17 protein-coding genes are annotated in these 17,751 nt (G+C 36.6%); 14 read left to right on the top strand and 3 right to left on the bottom strand.

Annotated elements, in window-relative coordinates; translation table 11 throughout:
- Positions 1–2: 2 nt before the first annotated feature.
- The gene (locus GY23_RS09730; protein WP_075619038.1) at positions 3–887 is read right to left on the bottom strand and encodes a branched-chain amino acid ABC transporter permease; all 885 of its coding nucleotides are present in this window, start codon (positions 885–887) and stop codon (positions 3–5) included.
- Positions 888–1,054: 167 nt separating this feature from the next.
- Complete coding sequence (locus GY23_RS09725) at positions 1,055–2,212, bottom strand: ABC transporter substrate-binding protein (RefSeq protein ID WP_075619037.1); 1,158 nt, start codon at positions 2,210–2,212, stop codon at positions 1,055–1,057.
- A 427-nt stretch (positions 2,213–2,639) separates the two neighbouring features.
- On the opposite strand from GY23_RS09725, the gene ilvE reads away from it, so the two are divergent.
- The 11 genes from ilvE to GY23_RS09670 all read left to right on the top strand — a co-directional run bounded on the left by ilvE (position 2,640) and on the right by GY23_RS09670 (position 12,585).
- Complete coding sequence (gene ilvE / locus GY23_RS09720) at positions 2,640–3,542, top strand: branched-chain-amino-acid transaminase (RefSeq protein WP_075619036.1); 903 nt, start codon at positions 2,640–2,642, stop codon at positions 3,540–3,542.
- Between the two features lie 275 nt (positions 3,543–3,817).
- Positions 3,818–4,009 (top strand): hypothetical protein, encoded by a 192-nt coding sequence (locus tag GY23_RS09715; RefSeq protein WP_075619035.1) that lies wholly within the window; start codon positions 3,818–3,820, stop codon positions 4,007–4,009.
- A 119-nt stretch (positions 4,010–4,128) separates the two neighbouring features.
- Positions 4,129–6,075, top strand: a complete 1,947-nt coding sequence (locus GY23_RS09710) for a GTP-binding protein (RefSeq protein WP_075619034.1) — start codon at positions 4,129–4,131, stop codon at positions 6,073–6,075.
- A 15-nt stretch (positions 6,076–6,090) separates the two neighbouring features.
- The gene (locus tag GY23_RS09705; RefSeq protein WP_075619033.1) at positions 6,091–6,702 is read left to right on the top strand and encodes an SAM-dependent methyltransferase; all 612 of its coding nucleotides are present in this window, start codon (positions 6,091–6,093) and stop codon (positions 6,700–6,702) included.
- 55 nt (positions 6,703–6,757) lie between these two features.
- Positions 6,758–7,048, top strand: coding sequence for a hypothetical protein (locus GY23_RS09700; RefSeq protein ID WP_245827634.1), 291 nt, complete (start codon positions 6,758–6,760; stop codon positions 7,046–7,048).
- Positions 7,049–7,086: 38 nt separating this feature from the next.
- Positions 7,087–7,344 (top strand): zinc ribbon domain-containing protein, encoded by a 258-nt coding sequence (locus GY23_RS09695; protein ID WP_075619032.1) that lies wholly within the window; start codon positions 7,087–7,089, stop codon positions 7,342–7,344.
- Positions 7,345–7,500: 156 nt separating this feature from the next.
- Positions 7,501–9,174, top strand: coding sequence for a ribonuclease J (locus GY23_RS09690; protein ID WP_075619031.1), 1,674 nt, complete (start codon positions 7,501–7,503; stop codon positions 9,172–9,174).
- A gap of 216 nt (positions 9,175–9,390) precedes the next feature.
- On the top strand, positions 9,391–10,155 hold the full coding sequence (locus GY23_RS09685; RefSeq protein WP_075619030.1) for a GTP cyclohydrolase II: 765 nt from the start codon (positions 9,391–9,393) through the stop codon (positions 10,153–10,155).
- The gene (ribD, locus tag GY23_RS09680; RefSeq protein WP_075619029.1) at positions 10,142–11,236 is read left to right on the top strand and encodes a bifunctional diaminohydroxyphosphoribosylaminopyrimidine deaminase/5-amino-6-(5-phosphoribosylamino)uracil reductase RibD; all 1,095 of its coding nucleotides are present in this window, start codon (positions 10,142–10,144) and stop codon (positions 11,234–11,236) included. Before GY23_RS09685 ends, ribD begins: the two co-directional genes overlap by 14 nt.
- Before the next feature lie 20 nt (positions 11,237–11,256).
- Positions 11,257–11,817, top strand: coding sequence for a 5' nucleotidase, NT5C type (locus tag GY23_RS09675; RefSeq protein ID WP_075619028.1), 561 nt, complete (start codon positions 11,257–11,259; stop codon positions 11,815–11,817).
- A 324-nt stretch (positions 11,818–12,141) separates the two neighbouring features.
- On the top strand, positions 12,142–12,585 hold the full coding sequence (locus GY23_RS09670; protein WP_075619027.1) for a HEAT repeat domain-containing protein: 444 nt from the start codon (positions 12,142–12,144) through the stop codon (positions 12,583–12,585).
- 132 nt (positions 12,586–12,717) lie between these two features.
- On the opposite strand, the gene GY23_RS09665 is transcribed toward GY23_RS09670, so the two are convergent.
- A complete protein-coding gene (locus tag GY23_RS09665) occupies positions 12,718–13,641 on the bottom strand; it encodes a S66 peptidase family protein (protein WP_075619026.1) in 924 nt (307 codons plus the stop codon).
- A gap of 148 nt (positions 13,642–13,789) precedes the next feature.
- On the opposite strand from GY23_RS09665, the gene GY23_RS09660 reads away from it, so the two are divergent.
- From GY23_RS09660 to GY23_RS09650, 3 genes are all read left to right on the top strand, one after another.
- The gene (locus tag GY23_RS09660) at positions 13,790–14,986 is read left to right on the top strand and encodes a class I SAM-dependent rRNA methyltransferase (protein WP_075619230.1); all 1,197 of its coding nucleotides are present in this window, start codon (positions 13,790–13,792) and stop codon (positions 14,984–14,986) included.
- Between the two features lie 185 nt (positions 14,987–15,171).
- Positions 15,172–16,257 carry a GGDEF domain-containing protein gene (locus GY23_RS09655; RefSeq protein WP_075619025.1) on the top strand — a complete coding sequence of 362 codons (1,086 nt, stop codon included), beginning with the start codon at positions 15,172–15,174 and terminating at the stop codon, positions 16,255–16,257.
- A gap of 188 nt (positions 16,258–16,445) precedes the next feature.
- Positions 16,446–17,738: a sensor histidine kinase gene (locus GY23_RS09650; protein WP_075619024.1), complete on the top strand. Its 1,293-nt coding sequence runs from the start codon at positions 16,446–16,448 to the stop codon at positions 17,736–17,738.
- Positions 17,739–17,751 lie beyond the last annotated feature (13 nt).

Below are 17,751 nucleotides of genomic sequence, written 5' to 3'. Positions count from 1 at the left end.
GATCACCTTCCTGCCTCAGCTGTCTTTTTACCGAATAAACCTTGAGGTCTCAAGAGAAGGATGAATATGATGGTAATGAAGGCAACTGCGTCACGATAGCCCGAATCCCCGTAAGCCACGATGCCTGTCTCCGCAACCCCAAGAAGTAGACCACCTGCCATAGCTCCTTTGACATTTCCCATACCCCCTAAGATAATAATCGCAAGTCCCTTAAGTCCCATAGACAAGCCCATTTGAGGGTTAACTGAGTTAAATGCCATTCCGACCAAAATACCGGCAATACCGCCCATTGCTGAAGCAATGATGACTGTTGTAGTTATTGTTCGTTTCGTATTGACTCCAAGCAGACTGGCAGTTTCCAGGTTTTCTGCTGTTGCACGAAGAGCTTTTCCTGCTTTGGTTTTTGAAAGCCAGAAGGAAAGAGTTAGCATGAGTGCAATTGATATGACAAATATTAATATTTGTACGAGATAAACCGTAATTGAACCGATTTGAAACTGAATGTCTGCAAATGCATTTCGGAAAGGTTGGTTACCTGCTCCAAATAAATGGTGTGAGAGATTTTCCAGGATAATGGATACACCGATTGTGCTAATTAAAGGGGCAAGATGAGAGACGCCTTGTTTCCCGCGAAGAGGGCGTAAAGCAATACGCTCTAGCAGGTATCCTAAAGCTGCAGTGACCCCAATTGCCGCGATAAATGCAATCCAAAGAGGCAATCCCAACACGCTGGTTGTCACAACTCCGATAAAAGCACCGATCATAAAAATTTCACCATGGGCCATGTTTATGATACCAAGTACCCCAAAAACCAGAGTGAATCCAAGTGCCACGATGGCATAGATACTTCCCAGTGTTATTCCATTGATTAATTGCTCTATTAACATGACATCACTTCCTCAGATTGATAGATTGACGGGGATAGATTCCCTTTAAAAGTTAAGGCAACCAATACACACAGTTAGGAAGTGACAATTAAATTGGCACTGTTAACATTGTGTATAAGTTGCCGTTACCTAACTAGTACTATTTGTGTTTTAACAACATATTAAATTTACTCGAATATTTGGAACTTCCCGTCCTTGATTATAAGAACTGTAGGATCCATAATTACATCGCCATCTTTATCAAACGAGAACTCGCCGAGAATTCCTTCAAGGCCTTTTATTTCTGCAAGACTATCACGGAAAGCATCTCGATCGGCTTCACCTGCATTTTTCAATGCTTCCGCATAAATATAAAGCGCATCATATGCTTGTGCTGCAAATTGGTCAGGAGCCATCCCGTATTTCGCTTTATATTTTTCAACGAACGCTTGTACTTTTGAATTTTCTTTCTCTGCAAACCAAGGAGTTGCTACAATCAGTCCATCAGCTGCTTCACCAGCAATTTCGATTACTTTTGGAGAGTTGAATCCGTTACCACCTAGGAAAGGAGTATCGATTCCCATTTTTCTTGCTTGACCCATAATAACGGCGCCTTCGTTATAAAGTGCAGAAGCTAAAATGAGGTCAGGTTGAAGATCCTTAATTTTAGTTAATTGTGCATTATAGTCAGATTGACCTTTTTGGAACGTTTCAATCGTAACGATTTCAAGATTCATGTCTTCAGCTACTTTTTTCATCGTGTCAAAACCGGACTGAGTAAAGAGATCGTCATTTCCGTAAAGAATAGCAACTTTTTTAACGTCATAAGCAGCTACTGCTTTTTCCAAAGCTGCTGGAATTGCCAAAGACTCAGGAATTGAGTTTCTAAAAACGTAATCACCAATTTGAGGAATTCCTGCAGCCGTCGTAGAAGTACCAAGAATCGAAATTCCATTTATATCAGCTTCAGGTGCAACAACATTCATTTCAGTACTTAAAGTTGGTCCCAATATCGCAACAATCTCATCGTCACTCATTAATTTTTGAGAAACAGTCAAAGCTTGTTCTTGCTTTCCTGCTGAATCTTCCACAACAAGTTCAATGTTTACATCGCCTTTTTCATTCACTTCTTCCAATGCTAAATTAAAACCATTCGTGATTGCTTCACCATACGCGGCCCCAGGACCGGTTAAATAAGAGATGACTCCAATCTTTGCTGATACAGGACCATCGGAACTTCCTTTACTATCAGCACTACCGCTGCCACTACCCTCACCGCATGCTGCTAATAAAACTAGCATTAATGCAGTAATTACTAGATATGACTTTTTAATGACTCTTCTCATCTCTCTACCCCCATAATTGTTAGAATTTTTTAACTATAGGATATATTTTGATTATTGTAAAGGTCTTAAATAGCTTTAAAGGTTTTAAATAGTGTAATAAGAATTATTTGTGAATAATCCTTATTCGCTATTTTAAAAAAAGAGAGAAATTAAGAGATTTGAAATTTTTGAAAATAAAAATCTAACTTATACTGAAAATATTAATTACCGATATATCAACAATGAAAACGTTATCAAAATTTAGGATTAATCAATTACTAGTACCTATTATAAAAATGGTGGTTGATTCTAAAATTATTTGTTGTAATATTAACGACAATATCCAATTTGTACTTTTCAGAATATTTCTCAAAGTTCACTTTTTTCTACATGAGGAATGATTTAGAGAGTCGAAGATGGATCCATTTACAGACAGGAGCGGTTGAATATGAGTAATCAATGGATTTTTTCAGGTGGACAATTCGTATCTAAAGAGGACGCAGTTGTTTCTGTGTACGATCATGGTTTTTTATACGGAGATGGAATATTTGAAGGTATTCGTGTTTATAGTGGCAATATTTTCAAACTCGAAGAACACCTAAAAAGGTTATATGAATCTGCACAATCCATTATGTTAAACATTCCATATACAAAAGAGGAATTGGAACAAATAATTGTTGAAACCATTCGAAAGAATGAACTCCTCAGTGCTTATATTCGTGTTGTTGTATCTCGTGGAATGGGGAATCTTGGACTTGATCCATCGGCTTGTTCGCAACCAAGAGTGATTGTCATTGCGGAAGCTCTTACCATGTTTCCGCAGGAATTATATGAGCGGGGTCTTCGAATTGCATCTGTAGCAACTCGTAGAAATCGACCAGATGTTCTTAGCCCACAAGTTAAATCATTGAATTATCTTAATAATATTCTCGTAAAACTAGAAGCAAATCAGGCGGGTGTCGATGAAGCCCTAATGTTAAATGATCAGGGTTATGTAACCGAAGGGTCGGCAGACAATATTTTTATCGTGAAAAACAATACGATTATTACTCCTCCAGTATACCTAGGCGCTTTGGAAGGAATTACTCGAAATGCCATTATTGATTTAGCAAAGAAAAACGGATACGAGCTTAAAGAATCACCATTTACAAGGCATGATGTGTATGTAGCAGATGAAGTTTTCTTGACTGGTACAGCAATTGAGGTTATTGCTGTTATTGAAGTAGATCAAAGGAAAATAAGCGATGGGAAACCAGGCAAAGTAACAAATCATCTGTTAACCGAATTTAGACAATTGGTCACTACAGATGGGGTTCAATGCTATACTCATAGTCACGCTGTAAGCAGTTAAGTAACATTATAAAGAAGATAATCAATCATAAAATAGAAAAGAGTCTCAATGCACATTGGGACTCTTTCTATTTTGCCAATTTTTATATAGTAGGAAATTGTAAGTCAGAGGAATGAAAGTACTGGACTTGAACATAATAAATCAAATGTTAGTGTAGGAATTTAAAAGTGTAATACTCAAACAAATAACGATTTAAAAATTCTAACGGCAACACTAGCCGTTAGGATTTATAAAATGAACTTTAATGAATTGATAATGGTCGGAGGTGAATTTAATTGGGGAATTTTCAGAAGCCGGACGGATTTACGGTGGTTGGAACAAATATTGATGAAGTGAAAAGAAATAATGAAAACTCAGGCCTGACTTATAATGAAGTAAAGGAATTGCTCGCTAAAACAACAGGAACTCGAGATGAAGGCAGCTATAGTCAAACTGACATTGCGGCTATGAAAAAGATACATGACTAGTTTATGTAACAGGATTGGCTAATTTTAATCTATTTAATGATGCAGGTACCTATTTTTTGGGTATCTGCTTTTATATTTACTGGATTCTAGGATAGTATGAAGGTATGTGAGGTGTCAGTATGAATAAAACAATTGGGGTATTTGCACATGTTGATGCGGGGAAAACCACCTTTGCAGAACAAATTCTATTCCATACCAAGAGTATTAAGCAAAGAGGTAGAGTGGATCATAAAGATACCTTTCTTGATAGTCATGAAATAGAAAGACAAAGAGGGATTACCGTATTTGCAGATCAAGCAACCTTTTCTTATCTAGATTCTACCTATTATTTAATTGATAATCCTGGACATGTGGATTTTTCTCCTGAAATGGAGCGTTCTGTCCAGGTGATGGACTATGCCATTATTATTATTAGTGCTGTCGAAGGGGTTGAAGGGCATACTACCACGATATGGCAGCTGCTGCAAAAACACCAAGTGCCGACTTTTTTCTTTATAAACAAAACAGATCGAGTAGGTGCAGATGTTAAAAGGGTGCTAGATGAAATACGTTCAGAATTAACTGCTAATGTTTGTCATTTAACTGATTCATTTAAACAGGGTGAAATGAATGAGGACCTTATTGAATTTGTAGCTGAGCGCAATGAAATCCTTTTAGAGCACTATATGGTAGAGGGTTATCAAAAGGATTTGTGGTTAAAAACCATGATTGAGTTGACTGCTGAAAAGAAAGTCTTTCCTTGTTCAAGTGGCTCTGCACTCCTAGATATTGGAATCCTCGATTTCTTGAATCAATTCCATCAATTAACCGTTACGAATTACGAATCTAGCGAAGCATTTTCTGGTCGCGTTTATAAAATTCGACATGATGATAAAGGGGCTAGAGTTACTTTTATTAAAGCTCTAAGTGGAACAATGAGTGTACGGGATGTAATAACCTATAATGGAAACACTGAAAAAATCACGCAAATAAGAGTGTATAATGGGAAAAAATACAAGACAGTGGAGCAGGTAATAGCAGGTGAATTATTTGCGGTTATCGGATTATCCTTTGCAGCGATTGGTGATGGATTAGGCACGATCCAAGAAAAAGCAGTGTATGAAATGGTCCCAACCTTAAAGTCCAAGGTAGTCATTGACCCAACCGTGCATATCAAAGAAGCCTTACGCTGCTTTCAACTATTGGATGTGGAAGATCCATCATTAAATGTCACATGGGAAGAACGTTTACAAGAGATTCATATACATGTGATGGGCACAATCCAATTAGAAGTCTTGAAACCACTCATAAAAGAAAGGTTTCGTTTTGACGTCACTTTTGAAGAACCTGAGATTCTTTATAAAGAAACAATTGCCTCAACGGTGACTGGATATGGTCATTTTGAGCCACTGAAACATTACGCAGAAGTTCATCTTAAGTTGGAAGCAGGCAACAGAAATAGTGGAATCACATTTGATAATTCTTGTCATGCCAATGATTTATCGATAGGAAATCAAAACTTAGTACGGAATCATCTTTTTGAGAAATCTCATAATGGCTTACTAACTGGCTCACCTTTAACAGATGTGAAAGTCACTCTTCTAACAGGAAGAGCAGATATTAAGCATACATCTGGCGGCGATTTCCGCGAAGCTACCTACCGAGCATTGAGACAAGGAATGGAAAAAACTACAAACTACTTGTTGGAACCATTCTACAATTTCAAAGTGAAAGTAGACTTGGATCTGATGGGAAAAGTGCTATCTGATATCCAAGTCGCTCATGGATTTTTCGACTCTCCAAAAACAGAAGGAGATAAGGCAATATTGACGGGGAAAGTACCCGTTGCAACATTCATGAATTACGCATCTGAGCTGGCTTCTTTTACACAGGGAAAAGGGGTGCTCAACCTCGTTTTTGGCGGTTACGAGCGATGCCATAACGAAGAAGAGGTTATTGAAAGATTGGCTTATAATAAAGATGCAGATCCCGAATATAGCTCATCATCGATTTTTTGCTCCAAAGGTAAAGGGTACACGGTTTCTTGGGATAAGGCAGAAACTGAAATGCACTGTATAGTGAGATAAGAATAGAGGGTCAACATGAATGAGAAAGAATACGATCAATTTCTTCGTATCAGGACAGTGGGCACGCTGGAGTTACTAAGTCAATCGGTCCACAATAATCGGTATGAAGCAACTCCTTACCAGGCATTGGATGCACTTTTTAATGATTATGAACTTACAAAAATGGATCATGTTGTGGATTATGGATGTGGCAAAGGACGTCTCTCTTTTTATCTTCATCATCATTTTCGTGCATCAGTTACTGGGATTGAGATGAGTGTACGACTGCATCAGGATGCGAATAATAATTTAAATAGCTACTTGAAAACGGCTAAGCAATCAAGCGATACGATAGAATTTGAAAATTGTCTGGCTCAAGATTATGAAGTTAGATCTACCGATAGTATTTTTTATTTTTTTAATCCGTTTTCCATTCAGATCTTCATGAAAGTGGTCGAAAATATTCTTCGCTCAGTCGATTTGCATTTGAGAGCGGTGGATTTAATTCTTTACTATCCCACTACAGAATATATCCAGTTTCTTGAAACTCGAACCACATTCGAATTCTTGAAAGAAGTGAAGGTTCACGGACTTTATGAACATAATGAAAATGAACGGTTTTTGATTTTTCGATTGTGGAAGGTCTGAAAATAATAGAGTATAGTTGAATATATTCCAAATTAATGAAAAGAGGACTATGACAATGACAATGAATGTACCTACTGAACTGGATGGAGCTAAAGTATTAAAGCATACTCCAAATGATGCAAGCAAAAAATTAAGTCTAATGTTTTTTGAAGAAAAAGGTGGGTCAACCACTGAAGTTGCAATCACTGCTTTAGCAATTGCCCAGTATGAAGAAGATAACACGTACTATTTATTTATGTGTGATAAGGATTGGACAATACAAGATGATCAACAACTGGAAACTATTGAAGAAGCCGAAGCGTGGGCTGAAAAGAACTTCGATGTTAGTGAAAAAGATTGGAACTAGGATTGATTTATTAAAGATAAAGAAGGGGGATAGTGTTCATGAAATCAAATAAAAATTGTCAAAGTTGTGGAATGCCTCTTTCAAGGGACGATGAAGGGGGAGGTACAGAACAGAATGGGAGCAAGAGTTCAACGTATTGTAGCCATTGTTTTCAGAATGGTGTCTTTACTTCCCCAGACTTGACTGTAGATGAAATGAAGGAAAGGGTAAAAGCCAAATTGATTGAATTTAAAATTCCAAAGGTCTTTACTGGATTCTTTACTAGAAATATTCATAAACTCGAACGTTGGAAATAAAGAAAAGCTATTTTAAATATTTCATTCATAAATTATGTAAGAGTTGACCCATACAAAGGGCCAACTCTTTTTTTGAAAATTAATACATTCCGTATAATAAAAGATAGTTAAAAGGGAATACTCTGCATAGTAATTGAAAGTGGGAGGATTCTAAAATTGAGTACAACAGAAAATGCATTGTCAGTGTTCGCTTTAGGTGGCATTAATGAAATCGGAAAGAATATGTATGTTTTACAATATGAAGAGGATATTTTTGTAATCGACTGTGGGTCGAAATTTCCTGATGAGAGTCAATTAGGTATCGATTTGATTATTCAAGATATTTCTTACTTACAGGATAATCAAGATAAGATTAAAGCCTTGATTGTTACGCATGGACATGAAGATCATATCGGTGGCATTCCCTATTTATTAAAACAATTGAATATGCCAGTTTATGCAACCAGATTCACGAATGGATTAATTGAACTGAAGTTAAAAGAACATGGATTGATCAGAGATACAAAGCTAGTTAACATCACGTCTGATTCAGACTTGGAGTTTGGACCGGTGAGATTAACTTTTTTCAAAACGAATCACAGTATACCCGATTGTTTAGGAATTGTTTTTCACACGCCAGAAGGTGCCGTTGTTCATACAGGTGATTTTAAGTTTGATTTAACTCCCGTCAACAATGAATATCCTGAAATTCATAAAATGGCAGAAATAGGGATGAACGGTGTCTTGCTTTTATTATCTGAAAGTACCAATGCAGAACGTCCTGGCTTTAATCCCTCTGAAAAACGGATAGGCGGTCTGATTGAAGAAGAATTCCGCAAAGCGAATCGAAAAGTGTTTATCTCAACCTTTGCTTCTAATGTTCATCGTGTACAGCAAGTCGTAGATGCTGCCCAAAAAACAAATCGCAAGCTAGCATTGCTTGGCCGCAGTATGGTCAACGTGGTTACGGTTGCTACGGAACTAGGTTATTTGGATCTTCCTGAAGGGATGTTAATTGATGCAAATGATGTCAGAGGGATGGACCCGGAGAGGGTGGCTATTCTATGTACGGGAAGTCAAGGTGAGCCTATGGCGGCTCTATCCCGTTTATCCAGTTCAAACTTTCGTCAATTAGAAGTCCTACCCGAAGACACCGTGATTTTTGCTTCATCACCAATACCTGGAAATGAAAAAAGTGTTGCTCGCATTATTGATAATCTATTCCAATTGGGTGCGAACGTAATTTATGGTTCGGGAAGTGTAACTGGTATGCATGTTTCAGGACATGCTTGTCAGGAAGAGCTGAAATTAATGCTGACACTGATGAAACCCAAATACTTTATTCCCATTCATGGTGAATTTAGAATGCTGCGTCAGCACCAATTTTTAGCAGAATCTGTGGGAGTTGAGAAAGAAAACATCTTTATTATTAACAATGGGGATGTAGTGGATATTAACGACAAAATAGCTCGTCAGACACGAAAAGTACAAGCAGGTCACGTTTTCGTAGACGGTACTGGAATTGGTGATGTCGGAAATATTGTGATGCGGGATCGTAAACTACTTTCTGAGGATGGAATGTTAGTTATTGTTGTTACGATGAATAAATCGGATGGCAAGATTATTACAGGTCCTGATACGATATCTCGTGGGTTTGTCTACGCACGCGATTCCGAGGAACTCTTAAAAGAAGTAGATCGTATCGTTGTCACAACCATTACTAATTTACAACGAGGAAATGGACCTCAACGTAATATCCAAAAACAAAGCATAAAAGATTCAGTTGGAAAGTATTTATTTGCACAAACCAAACGCAGACCAATGATCATTCCAATCATAATTGAAGTCTAAAATAGAGCGAATTCCAAACGTCAGGAATTCGCTTCTTTAAATAAGCGGGTTACAATCGTAAAATGGTACAATAATACGAAAATAAGGCGAACGTTCTTGACAAATTTAAGTTACAAAAATATAATTACTTACATAAAGTAACTAACAAACGAATTGTTACCTAAATTTATGCGTTTAACTAACGAGAAGAAAAGATAAAAAAAGGGGAAGTTAATAATGAGTAAAACACAGATAGTTCCACAAGAAGCTTTATCTGTTTTGAAAAATAAAATTAAATTAATAAAATTAAATGAGGGTGCCATATATTTAGTAGGACCCATTCGACTACCTGTTAATTTGTATGGGGAGACTGTCGTATTCCAATGGTACTGCTGGTTAAATGCCAAGGAAGAAAGTGAAAATATTCAACAAGTCATCGATAATTTATCTTCAGCAAATTTAGCTGAGTATCAACAATCAAGTGTTCTTGTTTATGGTGATTTTGAACACGAAGAAGAGGCACTCATGAGAATGCACTCGATTTGTCATACGGGTGATATATTCGGCAGCAAACGATGTGATTGTGGTTATCAACTGAAACAGTCGATGCAAATGATTGTTGATCATGGAACAGGAGCTTTGTTCTATTTAGCTAACCATGAAGGCAGAGGAATCGGCCTATTTAGTAAAGCAATGGCTTATATCCTCCAGGAAAATGGCTATGACACAGTTGAGGCAAATGAAAAGCTAGGATTTGTCGATGATTCAAGAAATTATCATGATGCAATACAAGTGCTGAAAGAATTACGTTCAAAACCGGTAACACTTTTAACAAATAATCCTAAAAAGCTTGCTGCATTAATGGATGCAGGACTCCCAGTTTCTGGACGAACACCATTATGGGGAGATGTTTCCGAATTCAATGAGGGTTATTTACAAACCAAAATTAATCGATCAGGTCATTTAAAGGATGAAGGGAAAAATCCACATGACGAATCATGACTTTTATATGGACCTTGCAATAAAAAATGCACAAGCAATGAAAGGTCAGACTGATCCGAATCCTTTGGTGGGTTCAGTAATAGTCAATGACAACCGTATTGTTGGAGTTGGAACACACTTGAAAGCTGGGGAGCCTCATGCAGAAATTCACGCGATTCGCATGGCTGGCGACAAAGCAAATGGTGGAACGATTTACGTCACACTTGAACCTTGTTCTCATCATGGGAGAACAGGCCCTTGTGCCGTGGCAATTGTCGAAGCGGGGATCAAGAAAGTTGTTATAGCGACGCTTGATCCAAATCCGGTTGTTTCAGGCAGAGGTGTCCAGATTTTAGAGGATGCAGGTATTGAAGTAGTGATTGGCGTTCATGAAGAAACATCCCAAAAAATGAATGAAGTTTTTAATAAGTTTATTGTTGAAAACAAACCTTTTGTCACTTTGAAATCCGGTATCACGTTGGATGGGAAAATTGCGTCACATACTTCACATAGTAAATGGATTACATCTGAAGAAGCAAGATATGATGTCCATCGCCTACGAAATGAGAATATGGCGATTTTGGTTGGCGTAAATACAGTAATTGCGGACAATCCAGAGTTAACAACCAGAATACCGAATGGCCGCAATCCCATTCGAATTATTTTGGATTCAACGTTAAAAATTCCTTTAGATGCTAAGGTTGTGACAGACAAACTAGCAGATACATGGGTTTTTACTAGTATGAACTATAATCTAGAGAAGAGAACAGCTTTAGAAAATCTAGGGATTTCTGTTTTCCACACGAGTGGGAAGAAGGTAGTTGATCCTGTAGATGTCGTTCGAATTTTAGGTGAAAAATTGATTTCATCTGTATTAATCGAAGGTGGCGGGACAATCAACGCTGCATTTTTAGAAAACCAATTAATTGATAAGGTCATCCTTTATATCGCACCGAAATTAATCGGTGGTCGACTTGCTCCTACTTTCTTGGAAGGGCAAGGCATTGATCACATGAGTGATGCAGTAGAACTGTTGGAGACTGATATCGTGAAAATAGGAAAAGATTTTAAATTTATTGGCTACCCGAGTTACAAAAATTAGTTGATAGTTGAGGGATTATTATGAAATTTGGATTTGATATAGACGATACACTCATCAATTTAAGAGAACATGCCTTTCATATTTATAATAGGAATTTGAAACAAAATGTTCCAATCGAAGTTTTTCATGAAATAAAACGTGTGGAAATACATGAAGCGTTTGGACTTACAGAAGTCCAGGGCTCTGCTATGTGGAACGACACATTAGAAGAAATCTATTACACATCTTGTCCAGCATATCCTGATGCGGTGGAGACTTTGCAGGAACTGAGCGAGCAAGGTCATGAGGTTTATTATATTACTGCCAGACCGAGTGAACATGGGGCACGTACGAAAGTCTGGTTGAAGGAACAAGGATTTCCTGTGCAGGATGACAGATTTTTTAGCGGAATGAAAGATCAAGAAAAAGTGGGAATTATTCAAGCATTACAATTGGATTATTATTTTGATGATAAGCCAGATGTTTTGAATACACTGTCCGATGATACGCTGAAAGTTTATGTGAGGAATCAACCGTATAACCAACACTTAGAAATTCCACGAATCACCAATTGGTCGGAACTGAAATCAATTATAAAATAGGGAAAAAAGTGAATGGCAAAAAAACTTCGAGCATATTGTATCGAAGTTTTTTAGCGTTTTTATCCCTAGGATGAAGAAATGAGAAGAATAAAACATAAATAGATGAGGATAAGACGTAAATCCTTGTTATAATGATTATTAATCATGATTAATAAATCGTTCTCGTTAAACTCTATTAAGCGGTGGTTTGATAGTGAGTGTATATTTAATAAGCAGCAATTTCTGTAGATTAGTTATATATCTGAGCAGTTCTCTAGGTTACACATTCAATAAAAGGGAATAATAAGAACACGTATTAAATTATGAAAAAGGAGAATGGAATATATGACACAACAAGAATCAAAGAATGAACTACCAGAAAATTATGAGGAACTGAAAAAAGAAGCAAATCGCTCATCTAGTTGGAGAGCTCGTTATGATGCAGTAGAAGAGCTAGGGAAACATAAGCATAGTAAAATTATTGATGTGCTGACATCAAGAATGACTCAAGATCCTGTGTTTAAAGTACAGGAAGCAGCATATCGTCAGCTAAAAGGTTTTGGTGAGGAAGTTGATAAACCAAAACAAACCAAGTTTGACATCATAAAAGGGACATCTAAAATCTTGTTACGCATTAAGAAAAGTCTTCCAGCAGATCATTCTTATGAAGAATTTAAAGAGAAGTTCAAGAAAATGCGTCTTGATGTGTATGATGCGTATGAAGGTGAAAAAGGCGATGACTTTGATAAATGGCTTGAAAACGAATGGAATTCTTTATTGAAAAAGTAAACTTCTCATAAAAAAACCGATTGCATCATTGTGCAATCGGTTTTTTCGATATGTGATACTTGTTACAACAACCTAATTTAGCAATATGGGTTATATTGGTAAAATAACTGATTTGTTTAATAAATAACTGATTCAAGGCCTGACCGTGGATTCCATGACGGTTATTGTCAAGTTTTGAGTATTCAAATTTACAGTTGCACCAATAGGAACAGCGGCTTTATACGTACCATGCCCCGATGCGAAATTTGTCATTAATGGCTTTCCTAAAGGGACAAGAAATTCATCAATGAGTTGAGCATAAGTCACACCATATGCAGGCGCACAATTTGTACATTCTCCCATAATAATTCCAATACAATCGTTAAATTTTCCAGCTAATCGAAGTCTATTTAAGTAACGATAGACGGTATTTATGGGTTCATGTGTTTCTTCCAATAACAAAATCTTCCCTGCGGTATTGACTTCAAATGATGTGCCTAATGTATCTGAAAATGATGTGAGATTACCCCCGACAATTGGACCAGTGACGTTGCCAGGCACTTTGCTGATGAGTTGTAATTCAGGCGGGTTGTTAATTTGCCATGGAACGGTCCTTACAGAGGTGGCACCAAAAAATTGGTTATAATTATAGACTGGCGTATTTAAATTGAAATCCAGAAGGAGTAAACTGTGTAACGTGATTACATTTGCATATTCGTAAATTGCATTGAGCAACACTGTAATGTCACTGTATCCTGAAACTAGTTTAGGATTTGAACGAATGACTGAAAAGTTAAGATATGGAAGAATACCAGCAACACCAACACCACCCCTTGATGGTAGGATTAATTTTACAGCATCATTTTCAACCATTCTCATGAAATCTGCTGCTCGTTCTTGAGGTGTGCCTGCAAGAAATCCATTTTCTACATATACTGAACTTCCAGTAATGACGTTAAACCCTAAACCTTCCAGCGTTTTAATGCCTTCATTAATGACACTTGCTTCGAGCGGACTTCCTAAAGTAACAATTCCAATGGTATCACCTGGTAGAAGTTGAGGTGGTTTGATGGCCATTTTCAAGCTCCTTTCAATGAGAATACGAGCATACAGTGTAGTATATTTATAATAAATAGATGTTAGTACAATACTTATGAAGTAAAGAAACTTCATGTTGCATGACAACACATGTAGAATAAAGAAAAATACTTGAATGGGTGATGACATGAAACAACACATAAAATTAATTGTAAAACCAACTTTTATAAAAAACCTTAAAGCGGGATATCCACTCATCATGGAAGATGCTATTCAAAATAAGAATGATGTAGTAAAAGAAGGGTCTATTATCGAACTTGTTGATGAAAATTCTCGTTTTATTGCAAAAGGGTATTATGGAATTCAAAACAAGGGAAGAGGTTGGGTATTAAGTCGAAATCAACAAGAAGAGTTCAATCAAATGTTTTTTGATTTAAAGCTACAAAAAGCAATCGCCCATCGCTCCTCGCTATTTAATGATCCAAACACCACTGCATTTCGTGTATTTAATGGCGAAGGAGATGGAATAGGCGGATTTACAATTGATTTCTTTGAAGGCTATTATGTCATCAGTTGGTATAGTGAAGGGATCTATCAGTTTAAGGACCTCATTATTGCAGCCCTCAATAAACAAATGGATGTAAAAGGATTGTATGAGAAAAAACGATTTGCATCCAAAGGGATGTATGTAGATGACAATGATTTCATTTTTGGCCAAGAAGCACCATCCCCGTTAATCGTAAAAGAGAATGGCATGAATTTTGCGGTGTATTTGAATGACGGAGCGATGGTCGGGATTTTTCTGGATCAACGGGATGTTAGAAAAACGATACGCAATAAATATTCAAGCGGAAAAACAGTGTTGAATACATTCTCTTATACGGGCGCGTTTTCCGTAGCTGCAGCACTGGGTGGGTCAATAAAAACAACGAGTGTCGACCTTGCCAATCGGAGTAAAAGTAAAACAATCGAACAGTTTAGCGTAAATGCCATCGACTTCGAAGCTCAAGATATTATTGTCGAAGACGTATTTAATTATTTCAAATACGCCGTTCGAAAAGAACTGAAATTCGACTTGGTCATTCTTGATCCGCCAAGCTTTGCTCGTTCAAAAAAACACACGTTTAGTGCAGGTAAAGACTATCCGGAATTACTACAGCAAGCGATTGCCATTACTGAAAAAAATGGAATTATAGTAGCTTCATCCAATTGTAGTACTTTCAGCATGGAAAAATTTAAAGGGTTTATCGACAAAGCATTTAAAGCCACCAAAGGGAAATATAAAATTCATGAAGAATTTTCTCTTCCTCAAGATTTTAAAACGATTGAAGAATTTAAAGAAGGTAACTACCTAAAGGTTGTTTTTGTAGAAAAATTGGTCTAATTACAACGATCCACTGATATCTGAGAAGATACTTTTTTCTTAGATATCAGTTTTTTTGTGGGTTAATACACCCAATTAGCATGAAGGGTTTAGGGAATAAGTATTGAGTCAAATGGTTTACTGAACAGGAAAAAGGGAATAGATGTAACGCTGCAGTCTTTAAATTATCAATAAGGGGGCTAGTAATGATAAGCATCAAGGAGTATCTAATTAACTTTTCCATATTGTTGAGCATTATTTATGTAAGCGGTTTTCTATACAAGCAATTTCTTGTCAATTCAAAGAAAAAATTTATCGAATATACGCTAGTTCTTATTGGTATATTTGCTGGATGGTGCTCGATGATTTTTGGAATTCACATAACTCATGCTGCGATTTTTGATCTTAGGTTAATACCGGTTATTATAGCGGCCATGTATTCACCAAACCTCTTTTACATACTTGTTATTGGATCAGGAATAGGTTTAACCAGGTTTTCATTTGGCGCAACCCCAGCAGCAACCAATGGACTTTATATCATGATCATCATTTCCGTGATTGCCATGTTGCTATCGTGGATATCAAGAGAATGGACGCGTACGAACAAAATGATTTTTCTTGTGGTTGCTTTGAATATTATCAACACGATTCTCATTGCACTCATCGGGGTTGTACCATTCAATATATATATAAGTGTCATTGTCCCTACGGTTTTCCCGGTCAACATAATTTTGAGTTTTGTTCTCTTATGGATGGTAAAGGATTTGAGTGATGAGTACCTCAACAAGATTAATTTATTGAATTCGTCGAGGAAAGATCCGCTTACTCAACTATATAATCGACGTGCTTTCATGACCTATTTTGAAAAATTCACATCCGGAAAAATGGATGCATATCCTCTCTCAATAGTGTTTGTGGATATTGATCATTTTAAGCAAGTCAATGATCGGCACGGACATTTGGTTGGCGATATTGTCTTGCAAAAAGTAAGTCAGGTCCTTTCAAATAATCTTAGAAGCATTGATGTGATTGCTCGCTACGGTGGGGAAGAATTTGTCATTATTTTCCCGAAATGTAATCAAACAGAAGTTCTTCATGTTATTGAAAGAATACGAAAGATTACGGAAGAAACACCATTCATAGTTAACGATCGTCACATCCAGCTTACATTGTCAGCAGGGGTTGCGACAGCACCTGAAATAAAAGCTAGTCAATTACTTAAGAAAGCAGATGAAGCGCTATATATAGCAAAAGGAAATGGGAGAAATCAAATTCAATATGCTACTACCTAAGATTGCTTAATGTCATGAAAGGCACACCAACAATTCGCATTGTTGATGTGCCTTTTTTTGGTTGGAATTTGTTAATTAAAAAGATAGAATAATAGTTAATAGAATTATTTAAACAATGCAAAAAAATAGTGTATAGTATTATTTAAAAGGTAGAATATACCTATAAATCAACTAAAAGAGGTATTCATGTGGAACTAACCATGCATTTTTTATTTAATCTATCTCTATTGATTGTTTTACTCTTTTTTTGTTTACTAGGAGTGGAAAAATCAAACAGTCATCGCGTGTACAAAATAACCGCTGTTCTATATTTTGTTGTTGCCTTAATTATTTGTAATATCTTTAGTTATCGATTAAATGATGAAATGGTATTAGATTTACGTATTGTGCCTTTTTTGATAGGTAGTCTCTATATGGGATTGAGTCCCCTATTGGGTCTAGTATTGGTAAGTATTCGCGGATTGCACGGAATTGATCTTGGATTTTTTGCAGGTTTAATATTTTATGGTTTATTTAGCTTTTTGATCTGGCGTATCTCTCCCTGGTTTTACAAACGTACCTCCAAGCAGCGAATTCTATATTCAGTAAGTACCACAATAGTAGTTAGTTTGATGATCTTAATTGGAATTGAAATTCTTAACGTTCCCATACAAACATTTGACGTTTGGTTTGCATATATGGTAGTCCCCCCACTTGGAGTTGCAATGATTTCATGTAGCATAGAAATTATTAATAAAAACCTTTTAATTCGTAATCACCTTGTTAAATCAAAAAAATTAGAAGTAGTTGAGCAGATGGGAGCAGCGATTTCTCATGAGATACGAAATCCTTTAACATCTGCAATTGGTTTTGTGCAACTAATGGAAGATGATTCGCTTGAGAAAGAAACAAGAGCCCAGTACCTCGCAATCCTCAAAGAAGAACTAGAGTCTGCTGAAAGAGTCATACAAGATTATTTAACTTTTTCAAAACCAGAACTAGAATCGTTGGAAAAACTTAATGTCAATGAAGAACTCAGCAATGTATTAAAGCTATTGTATCCATTAGCAAATCGAAATTCAGTCGAGTTTACTTCGAATTTTTCTGCTGTGGGATTAATTGAAGGAAATCGACAGAAGTTTCTACAATGCTTTATTAATGTAATGAAAAACGCAATTGAATCGATGCCCAGTGGTGGTGTATTGTCTATCAAAACTGAATCCACAACACAAAACATTACAATTATCATCCAAGATACAGGCATGGGTATGACGAAGGAACAAGTCAGTCGTTTAGGTGAACCATACTACACAACCAAAGGTGGTGGTGGTACTGGTCTTGGTATGATGGTTGTTTTTAGTATCGTGAGGGCAATGAAGGGTACTGTCCATGTAAATAGTGATATCGGCACTGGATCAGTTTTTGAATTTTCTTTTAAGCTATGTAAGCCAGAAACCCAGGAAAGTTATGATGAATCAACAGTTTTTTTGGGTAATAGATAAATGTCCATTAATC

Source organism: Paenisporosarcina indica, from assembly GCF_001939075.1.
Taxonomy (GTDB): Bacteria; Bacillota; Bacilli; order Bacillales_A; family Planococcaceae; genus Paenisporosarcina; species Paenisporosarcina indica.
This window is presented reverse-complemented; position numbering and strand designations above follow the sequence as displayed.

Excerpts from the sequence above, each read along its gene's own strand:
- GY23_RS09655 (WP_075619025.1), top strand. The coding sequence starts at position 15,172 with ATGATAAGCATCAAGGAGTATCTAATTAACTTTTCCATATTGTTGAGC.
- GY23_RS09725 (WP_075619037.1), bottom strand. The coding sequence starts at position 2,212 with ATGAGAAGAGTCATTAAAAAGTCATATCTAGTAATTACTGCATTAATG.
- GY23_RS09685 (WP_075619030.1), top strand. The coding sequence starts at position 9,391 with ATGAGTAAAACACAGATAGTTCCACAAGAAGCTTTATCTGTTTTGAAA.
- GY23_RS09705 (WP_075619033.1), top strand. The coding sequence starts at position 6,091 with ATGAATGAGAAAGAATACGATCAATTTCTTCGTATCAGGACAGTGGGC.
- GY23_RS09665 (WP_075619026.1), bottom strand. The coding sequence starts at position 13,641 with ATGGCCATCAAACCACCTCAACTTCTACCAGGTGATACCATTGGAATT.
- GY23_RS09710 (WP_075619034.1), top strand. The coding sequence starts at position 4,129 with ATGAATAAAACAATTGGGGTATTTGCACATGTTGATGCGGGGAAAACC.
- GY23_RS09675 (WP_075619028.1), top strand. The coding sequence starts at position 11,257 with ATGAAATTTGGATTTGATATAGACGATACACTCATCAATTTAAGAGAA.
- GY23_RS09730 (WP_075619038.1), bottom strand. The coding sequence starts at position 887 with ATGTTAATAGAGCAATTAATCAATGGAATAACACTGGGAAGTATCTAT.
- GY23_RS09670 (WP_075619027.1), top strand. The coding sequence starts at position 12,142 with ATGACACAACAAGAATCAAAGAATGAACTACCAGAAAATTATGAGGAA.
- GY23_RS09695 (WP_075619032.1), top strand. The coding sequence starts at position 7,087 with ATGAAATCAAATAAAAATTGTCAAAGTTGTGGAATGCCTCTTTCAAGG.
- GY23_RS09660 (WP_075619230.1), top strand. The coding sequence starts at position 13,790 with ATGAAACAACACATAAAATTAATTGTAAAACCAACTTTTATAAAAAAC.
- ilvE (WP_075619036.1), top strand. The coding sequence starts at position 2,640 with ATGAGTAATCAATGGATTTTTTCAGGTGGACAATTCGTATCTAAAGAG.
- ribD (WP_075619029.1), top strand. The coding sequence starts at position 10,142 with ATGACGAATCATGACTTTTATATGGACCTTGCAATAAAAAATGCACAA.
- GY23_RS09700 (WP_245827634.1), top strand. The coding sequence starts at position 6,758 with ATGACAATGAATGTACCTACTGAACTGGATGGAGCTAAAGTATTAAAG.